The sequence below is a fragment of the Streptomyces sp. NPDC054840 genome (assembly GCF_053611065.1).
This window is the reverse complement of sequence record NZ_JBSGZP010000303.1, coordinates 1-8390: the sequence shown is the minus strand read 5'-3', so window position 1 is coordinate 8390 and position 8390 is coordinate 1. Positions and strand designations below refer to the sequence as shown.

Below are 8390 nucleotides of genomic sequence, written 5' to 3'. Positions count from 1 at the left end.
CGCCCCCTCCTGTCCCCTGGCCCGTCAGGTCACGGTGCGCCGAAGGTGAGCGTCAGCTGCGGCGTCCCTTCGTTCGCCGGTGCCTCGGAGGACCACAGCCACAGGGCGTCCGTGCCGGTGCTGCTGAGCGCCAGGCCGTAGCTGCCGCCGAGCGCGGAAGCGACGTCGGCGGTGGTCAGGCCGGTGGTGTGCACCGCCGAACCGTCGACGATCCCGGCGAAGGTGCCGAGCGCCGGACCACCGAGCGCTGGGCGGTTGTTGTACGTGGTCCCGCTCTCGCTCCACGCGCCGGTGACCGGGACGACCGAGACGGTGTCGGTGGTGCCGGCGCCGCTCTGCGTGCTCGTCTTCACGCTGAGCGCGGCCGACTTCAGTACCGTGCCCGCTGGGGCGGCGGGCAGGTCGAAGCGCAGGTAGCTCGCGTAGAACGAGGTGCCTCGCACGGCGAGTGATGCCGAGGTGCCGTAGTTGGTGGCGGGTGCCCCCGCGTTGGCGTAGGTGTCCTCCGCGGCGGCCACCTGGACCACCGAGTCGGCCGGGGCGGTGGCGAGGGCGTAGTGGTTCTGCACCTGCGCGGCGCTGAGCACCGACGGGTAGACGGCGGTCTCGTCGAGCCGGCCCGCCCAGTAGTCGCTGGTCGGGCGGTTCGGCCAGGAAGTGAGGTTGTCGCCGCCGGTGCGCCAGTAGCCGGAGTAGTTCTCGTGTGTGGTGACGTTCAGCGTGCCCTTCTGCGCGCCGTCCACGTAGAGGGTCATCCCGCCCGGACCCTGGGTGGCGACGACGTGGTGCCACTGGTTGTCGTTGTAGGCGGCCGGTGTGGTGATCGTGCGGGTGGCTCCGGTGTAGACGCCGAAGACCAGCCGTCCGTCGTTGGTCATGTAGACATGCTTGTCGTACTGGTTGCTGGCGCCGACCTGGCGGCTCCCGAAGCCGACGAGCTTGCCGCCGCGGGTGGTGTCCGTCCGGAACCAGGTCTCGACGCTGTAAGTGCTGCCGATCGTCTGCCGCTTGTCCCCGTACACGTGGGTGTTCGAGCCGTTGAAGCCGATCGCCGTGCTCGCGCCGGAGACCGCGCCGGGCGTCTGCCGTAGGGCGGGGGCGTTGTGGTGGACGCCGCTCTGGTTGCCCGCCGAGGAGTCGGCGACGAAGGGCAGGGCCGATTCGTCGTAGCGCCAGTACAGCTCGGACCCGTCGGTGCGGACCTTGTCGGGGTAGCCCTCCGCCGTGGTCGGGACGGTCACGCTCGCCGTCGCGGACAGGGCGCTGGTGTTGCCGGCCCCGTCGGTGGCCGTCACGCGGTAGGTGTACGACTGTCCCGCTACCACGGTGGTGTCGGTCCAGGAGGCCTGCGGACGCCTGAAGAACAGCGAGTCGGCGGTGACCGTGGCGATCGGCGTGGCCGCACCGTTCCGGTAGATCCGGTAGGTCAGCGCGCTGTCGTCGAGGTCGAGGCTGGTACGCCAGCGCACCTGGGCCTCGTCCGGCTCGAAGCTGACCGCGCTCGCCACGGGCACGGTGGGCGCGCCGGTGTCCCCGGTCGAGGCGAAGCGCGTCAGGCTCTGCTGCGCCGCGCCGTTGACGGTGGTGAACTCCCCGCCGACCCACAGGTACTCCACGCCGCCCTTGGAGCCGACCGTCATCACGCGCGGCCCGATGCCCTCGCCGATGCCGTCGTTGGTGTCGGGGGCCCAGCCGAGCTTGCCGGTGCCGGTGGTGGGCTGGGCGAGCAGGTGGTGGCGCTGGCCGTCGGGGAACTCGCCGACGCTGGAGCAGTCGTGCGCGTGCGAGGCGCTGTAGAGCACGCTCCGGTACGGCAGCACGGCCTGGGTGGCGCCGAGGCAGGTGTCACGCCAGCGCTGACCGAAGTCGCTGAGGTTCAGGGCGATCCGGCCGTCGAAGACCCCGCCGCCCGTGCCCTCGTTGGCGGTGTAGAAGCCGGTGGCGTCGGTGGCGATGTCCTTGACCACGGAGTTGGTCTCGATGAATCCGGCGTACGACTTGGTGAGCGCGCCGCTCGTCGAGTCGACGACGGCCAGTGCGTGCGTGTTCGTGCCGTTGACGGTGAAGAAGTCGCCGCCGAGGACCACGTTGTTGCCGTCCGGGGTGACCTCGACGGCGCGCCCGGACTCGTCGGCGTCGGCGGTGAAGGGCTTGAGGGCTCCGTCTGCCGCGCCGACGGCGGCGAAGCGCCGGCGCGGCTGGCCGGAGACGCTGAGGAAGTCACCGCCCGCGTAGACGGTGTCGCCGGTGACGGCGAGGGCCCGGACGGTGGCCGCGAAGGCCGGGCGGAAACCTTGCTCCACCGTGCAGGTCGCCACGTCGACGGCGGCGAGACTGGAGACGGCGGTGCCGTTGACGGCGCCGAAGTAGCCGCCGACGTACAGGGTCTCCTTGTCCGGTGAGAGGGCGAGCGCGCGGACCGTGGCCGTGCCGGAGCCCACGGTGAAGGACAGCTCGCAGGAGGTCGGGGCGCCGGTCGCGGCGTCGAGGGCCACGAAGTTCACGGCCGACCGCTCGCTTCCGGAGCCTCCGGCAGGCGGGCGCACCGTGGAGAAGGTGCCGCCGACGAATACCTGGCCGCCCGCCTCTGCGAGGGCCCACACGACGCCGTCGGGCTGCCAGGTGGACAGCGCGTCGGCGGTGAACGCGACGGGCGGGGTGAGCGCCGCCGCCTGCGGGACGAGGCCGAGGCCCATCCCCGCTCCGGTTCCGGCCAGGGACAGGGCGAGAGCGGCCACCAGCCCTCGGGATCTACGCATGAATCCCCCAGTTCGATGTGCGGTACGGCCGTACGGTGCGACCGTGCGGGAGATGGCCGAAAATCGCCGAACTGCAGTCCACAGCCATGCCCACGGGCGCACCCTAGAGCGATTCGAGGCCTGGTTCATCCCACTTGACACATCGGATGCAAAATCGCGCCGAGCCCCGCGATCACCCGCGGGGCTTCGCCCGGACGTGCATGCGTTCGCCCTGCCGCCCGAAGAGGCTGAGGATCTCCACCGGCCGCCCGTCCGCGCTGGTGAACCAGTGGGGCAGCCGGGTGTCGAACTCCGCGGCCTCGCCCGGGCCGAGGACCAGGTCGTGCTCGGCGAGGACGAGGCGCAGCCGGCCCTCCAGCACGTACAGCCACTCGTAGCCCTCGTGCGTCCGCGGATCGGGCTCGCCGCCCCGGTCGGGGATGAGCATCTTGTACGCCTGGAGGGGGGCCGGGCCCCGGGTCAGCGGGACGGCCGTGCCGCCGTTCGGGAGGGTGCGGGGGGTCAGCCGCACCCGGGGATCACCCACTTCGGGGGCGCCCACCAGGTCGTCCAGGGGCACTTGGTACGCGGCCGCGAGCGGCAGCAGCAGTTCCAGGCTGGGGCGTCGCTGCCCGGATTCCAGCCGGGACAGGGTGCTCTTCGAGATGCCGGTCGTCTCGGAGAGCGCGGCCAGGGTGAGACCGCGCCGGGCGCGCAGCCGTCTGAGCCGGGGCGCGACCTCGTCGAGGACGGCCTGATGCGGGGATGGCTTGTCGTCCATACGGCCATTGCACCCCGACCGTCCCGGAAACGGCAACAACGTTTGCCGTCCGCCACCCGGCGCCGCACCCTCCCGCCATGAGCCCACACAGTGATTCCGCGACCGGACACCGACAGCACCGCACCGGCGGCGAGCACGGGACGGCGTCCGCCGGCGCCCACCGGCCTACGGTCCGGTGGGCACTCGCCGGTCTCCCTCTCCGTACTGCTCTCCTCGCTCGGCACCGGCATCGCCCACGTCGGCCTGCCGACCCTGGCGCAGGTGTTCTCCGCATCCTTCCAGGAGGTCCAGTGGATCGTCCTCGCCTATCTCCTCGCCATCACCACCCTCGTCGTGGGAGCCGGACGCCTCGGCGACCTCGTCGGCCGCCGACGGCTGCTCCTGGCGGGCATCTCCCTGTTCACCGCGGCCTCGGTGCTGTGCGCCGCCGCGCCCACACTCTGGCTGCTGGTCGGCGCCCGGGCGGTCCAGGGCCTGGGAGCCGCCGTGATGATGGCCCTCACCATGGCGTTCGTCGGGGAGACGGTCCCCAAGGAGCGGACGGGCAGTGCCATGGGGCTGCTCGGCACGATGTCCGCGGTGGGCACGGCTCTGGGTCCGTCGCTGGGCGGGGCCCTGCTCGCCGGGTTCGGCTGGCGGGCGCTCTTCCTCGTCAACGTGCCGCTGGGGATCGCGGCGTTCCTGCTCTCCCACCGTCATCTGCCCGCCGGCCGGCGGGAACGCGGGGCCGACCGGGCCCGCTTCGACCACCTGGGCACGCTGCTGCTCGCGCTGACGCTGGCGGCCTACGCGCTCGCGATGACCCTCGGTGGCGGCCGTTTCGGGGTACTCGACACGGCGCTGCTCCTGGCCGCCGCCTGCGGGGTCGCCCTCTTCGTGCGCGCCGAGGCGAGGGCGGCCTCGCCCTTGGTCCAGCAGGCGCTCCTCCGCGATCCGGTGATCGGTCCGGGCCTCGCCTCGAACGCGCTCGTGTCGACGGTGATGATGGCGACGCTGGTGGTCGGGCCGTTCTACCTCTCCCGGACGCTCGGGCTCGGCGAGGCCCCGGTCGGACTCGTCCTGTCGGTCGGTCCGCTGGTCGCCGCGGTGACCGGGGTGCCCGCCGGCCGTCTCGCGGACCGTTTCGGCGCGCGGCGCCCGGCCCTGCTCGGGCTGGTGTCGATGACGGCCGGTGCCCTCGCCCTGTCCCTGATGCCGGCTTCGCTCGGTGTCCTCGGGTACGTCGCCCCGCTCGCGGTCGTGACCGCCGGCTACGCGGTGTTCCAGACGGCCAACAACACCGCCGTCATGGCGGACGTCGCCCCGGACCGGCGGGGCGTCGTCTCCGGCATGCTGGGTCTCTCGCGCAACCTCGGCCTCATCACCGGCGCGTCCGTCATGGGCGCCCTGTTCGCGCACGCGTCGGCGTCCGCCGACATCGCCTCGGCATCCGCCGGGGCCGTGGCCACCGGGATGCGGTTCACCTTCATGGTCGCCTCGGTCCTGGTCCTCGTCGCACTCGCCGCCGTCGCAGCGGTGGGCCGCACCGAGGCCGGTCCGAGCGGTGATCGGATCGCCGCTGTACCGAATCGCTGATCACGTGGCGGGGAGGGGGCGGCACAGCAGGGCGGCCGGGGAGGGGCGGGCGGCGGCGCGGGTGGTGAAGGCGATGCCCGCCGCGTACTCGGTGGGCAGGCACTGCCCTTTGTGGTTCCCGTGGGCGAAGTCGCCGCCGGGGCCGCCCGCCGGGCGGTTGTCGCCCCGGTCGAACCACACCGTCCGGCCGCCTCCGGGAAGCCCCGTACGGGCCGGGGCGCACAGCGCCGCCGAGACCCGCTCACCGCGCAGGCTGTAGCCGATCAGGAACTGGCGCGCGTAAGGGGCTCTTCATCTCGCTCCTGCCGGAATCGGCCGCCCCGGCGGGCGGCTGCCGGCGGCAGGTTACCGGCGGGTCGCTTCCGGAGGAAGTCGAACGCGGGAGCGCTTTCGGCCACGGTCGGCATCCGCCGGGTTTCGGCCGCTCGACGCCCGGTCACGCACCGTCACCCTGAAGAACCGGCCCCGCGCGGGGCCGCGCCCCTCTACCGTGCCCTGAGGTGAACGGCACGGCACCGGAGGGCGGGGCGGATGGACGACGACGAAGACATGCGGCTGGCGGGTATGACACCGGAGATCTCACGCCGCACCCTCACCCTGCTGCGCGGTCTGGCGGGCCTCGAACCGCCCGAGCAGGTCCCCGAGGAGGCCATGGTCGTCGCCGACGCGGTCCTGGCCGAACACGGTACCGACGGGCTCAGGGTGCTGGTGATGACGCTGGCGGCCTGGGCGACGGCCCAGATCGAGAATGTCGCCGAGCTGAGCGGGCGCAGCCACGAGGCCGTGCTGGACGCGATGGAGCTGGCCTGTTTGGAGGCGAATGCCGAGGACAGCCCTTAGGCCGTGACCACGGGGCAGACGGGACTGTGTCGGACACGATCCGGGGAAAGCCGGGCGGACAAGGCCTCTGGAGCCCGGTTCCCGCACCGGGCGTGGAAGAAACCGGTCCTGTCAGGCCGCGACAGGGCACCTTTCGGCGACACTGGGAGGGCAGGAGCGTCGTGGGGGGTCGTGATCGGAGGCCGTCGTGAGCACACCTTCCCCCATCCGGATCGCCGCCGTCCTGTCCACCGACCACCGTGGACGGCTGATGTCGCAGGCCCGTGAGGTCAATTTCCCGGAGAACGCGCGTATCTTCGACGAGGGCACACGGGCGGATTCCTTCTGGATCGTGCGATCCGGCACCGTGACCCTGGAGATCCCCGTCGCCGGCCGCCGGCCCGCGCCCGTGGAGAGCCTCGGCCCCGGGGAGCTGGTGGGCTGGTCCTGGCTCTTCCCTCCGTACGTGTGGCAGCTGAGCGCGGGGGCGATGACGCCGGTCCGGGCGTACGAGTTCGACGCGGCGAGCGTCCGGATGCTGATGGACGCCGATCCCACCTTCGGTTCCGCGATCGGGCACTGGGTCGGGCGCGTCCTCGCGATGCGCCTGCAGCAGACACGCACCCGCCTGCTGGAGCTGTACGCGCCCCGCCTCAGCAGCACCGCCTGAGGGCCGAGCGCCGGTCCACCGGCGATGACCGAACCGCCCTTGGGCACTGATCACGCCCTCCCGCCGCGTCGACCGCCCCGCGCCGCAGGCTCAACGCGGCGGGGACGGCCGCGGCAAGCGAGCGCCGAAGGTCGACGTGGGGCCTCCCACGGCATCACAGGGGCACGCCCCCGAGGGGTGGGGCCCGCCCTCCCCCCGGAGGAGTCCGGACCCCCGTCCCGGCAGATCACAGCCTCGGTTCGGCAGGTTTCGGGGAGGTGTCCCGGATCGGTGTTCGGCCGATTCGGCGGCTCGTTCCCCTCCAGGTCAGCCCTCCCGCACGGCTGCGGTCTGCAGTCATTCGTACACGATCGGTGACGAAAAATGAGGGTGCGACAGGGCGTTCGACTCTCAGGTCGGTAAGACTGCGTCCGCTATCCGAAACACCAACCCAAGGGAGTGTTCGCAATGCGGTCCATCGCAAAGGGTCTCGGGCTCGGTTCCGCCGCCATGGCGCTCACCGCGCTCACCGCACTGGCCTGGCCGGGTACGGCCGGTGCCGCGCCGACCGGTACGGAGAGCCTGTACGCGCCGTCCGCGCTGGTGCTCAGTGTGACGGCCGGGCCCGATGCCGAGACGGGCACGGTCATGCGTGCGGTGACCCTCGTCTGCTCGCCGACGCCCGGCGGGACGCACCCGAGCCCGGTCGCGGCGTGCGCCGAATTACGGGCGAACGGCTCGCAGCTCGACCCGCTCGCCGCACCGGCCGCCGACGCCGTCTGTACCAGGGAGTGGAACCCGATGACGGTGACGGCCGTCGGGGTGTGGCAGGGCCGCCGGCTCAGCTACACGTACACCTTCGCCAACCCGTGCGGCCTGCGGAACACCTCCGGCACGCTGTTCGGCTTCTGACCCCCCGTGAAGCGGTCGGGCCGGGCGGCGCCGTGCGACCGCCGTCCGGCCCGGCTCACAGGGCCTGCCCCCGTCCACGTCGGGGGCGCGCCCGGCCGGGAGAAGCGCTTGCCGGCAACATGGCTGGATCGTCATCCCAGTTCGAGACTGGTCACCCCGAACAGTTCCGTCAGGGCGAGGTCCGGTGCCGGACCCGTGTACATGCGGGCGGTCTCGAAGGCCGGGGCCAGGCCGAGGCGTTCGAAGAGCGCGGCGGCCGCCGGATTCGCGTCCGGCACGTCCACGGACACCCGGCCCTCGGGGGCGTGCCGGGCCAGCCGCCGCAGCAGGGCCGCCGCCACCGCCGGGGTGGCCGCGTAGAGGGGGCCGATCCGGTGGGCGGCGCTGGAGGGGCGGATCACGCCGAGGCCCTCGATCCGGCCGTCCCGGACGGCGGCGAGGGCGGTGCGGCCGGGCAGCCCGGTCCAGGCGGACAGGAAGGCGTCCCGCGACGCGGGGAAGAACCGCCGGTCGTAGGCGGCGAGCCGACCGAAGGGCAGGGTGCCCGCGTCCACGATCGCGACCGGACTGTCGTCGTCCCCGTGCGGGGCGCCTTCGTAGCGGAAGTTGTTCCAAGCCGAACGGAATCCGGACTTACGGTAGTTGTCCTGCTGGTCGACGACCCCGTCCAGGCCCACGAGCCGCCCGTCGAGCCGTTCCATCCCGGCGCGCCACAGCTGGATGCCGTACCCCTGGCCGCGGACGGCGGGCCGGGCGATGTAGAAGCCGATGAAGCCGAAGCCTCCGCCGTACCGCACGGCGGAGATGCAGGCCACCGGCTCGCCGTCCAGCCGCCCGACGAGGAACCCCTCCGGGTCGGCGACCGCGAAGGCGAACCGGTCCGAGTCCCCGGGATTCCAGCCCTCCTCGTCGGCCC

At 72.7% G+C, this 8390-nt stretch carries 7 protein-coding genes and 1 pseudogene; 4 read left to right on the top strand and 4 right to left on the bottom strand.

Annotation, left to right across the window (positions count from 1 at the left end; translation table 11 throughout):
* Positions 1 to 29 precede the first annotated feature (29 nt).
* Both ACWGIU_RS21325 and ACWGIU_RS21320 read right to left on the bottom strand, forming a co-directional pair.
* Positions 30 to 2759, bottom strand: a complete 2730-nt coding sequence (locus ACWGIU_RS21325) for a DNRLRE domain-containing protein (protein WP_453708043.1) — start codon at positions 2757 to 2759, stop codon at positions 30 to 32.
* A gap of 172 nt (positions 2760 to 2931) precedes the next feature.
* Entirely contained in the window at positions 2932 to 3519 is a 588-nt protein-coding gene (locus ACWGIU_RS21320) for a helix-turn-helix domain-containing protein (RefSeq protein WP_453708041.1), read from the bottom strand.
* Between the two features lie 90 nt (positions 3520 to 3609).
* Here ACWGIU_RS21320 and ACWGIU_RS21315 point away from each other — a divergent pair, with 90 nt between their 5' ends.
* Positions 3610 to 5094 (top strand): MFS transporter, encoded by a 1485-nt coding sequence (locus ACWGIU_RS21315; protein ID WP_453708039.1) that lies wholly within the window; start codon positions 3610 to 3612, stop codon positions 5092 to 5094.
* Here ACWGIU_RS21315 and ACWGIU_RS21310 read toward each other — a convergent pair.
* A pseudogene (locus tag ACWGIU_RS21310) lies at positions 5095 to 5373 on the bottom strand (glycoside hydrolase); the annotation flags it as partial. It abuts the gene before it with no gap.
* Between the two features lie 252 nt (positions 5374 to 5625).
* Here ACWGIU_RS21310 and ACWGIU_RS21305 point away from each other — a divergent pair.
* The 3 genes from ACWGIU_RS21305 to ACWGIU_RS21295 all read left to right on the top strand — a co-directional run bounded on the left by ACWGIU_RS21305 (position 5626) and on the right by ACWGIU_RS21295 (position 7474).
* Positions 5626 to 5934 (top strand): hypothetical protein, encoded by a 309-nt coding sequence (locus tag ACWGIU_RS21305; RefSeq protein ID WP_030758427.1) that lies wholly within the window; start codon positions 5626 to 5628, stop codon positions 5932 to 5934.
* Positions 5935 to 6121: 187 nt separating this feature from the next.
* The gene (locus ACWGIU_RS21300) at positions 6122 to 6583 is read left to right on the top strand and encodes a Crp/Fnr family transcriptional regulator (RefSeq protein WP_453708037.1); all 462 of its coding nucleotides are present in this window, start codon (positions 6122 to 6124) and stop codon (positions 6581 to 6583) included.
* A gap of 447 nt (positions 6584 to 7030) precedes the next feature.
* Positions 7031 to 7474: an SSI family serine proteinase inhibitor gene (locus tag ACWGIU_RS21295; RefSeq protein WP_453708035.1), complete on the top strand. Its 444-nt coding sequence runs from the start codon at positions 7031 to 7033 to the stop codon at positions 7472 to 7474.
* 131 nt (positions 7475 to 7605) lie between these two features.
* Here the strand turns inward: ACWGIU_RS21295 and ACWGIU_RS21290 are convergent.
* The coding region (locus tag ACWGIU_RS21290; protein WP_453708033.1) for a GNAT family N-acetyltransferase at positions 7606 to 8390 on the bottom strand (785 nt) is incomplete at its 5' end.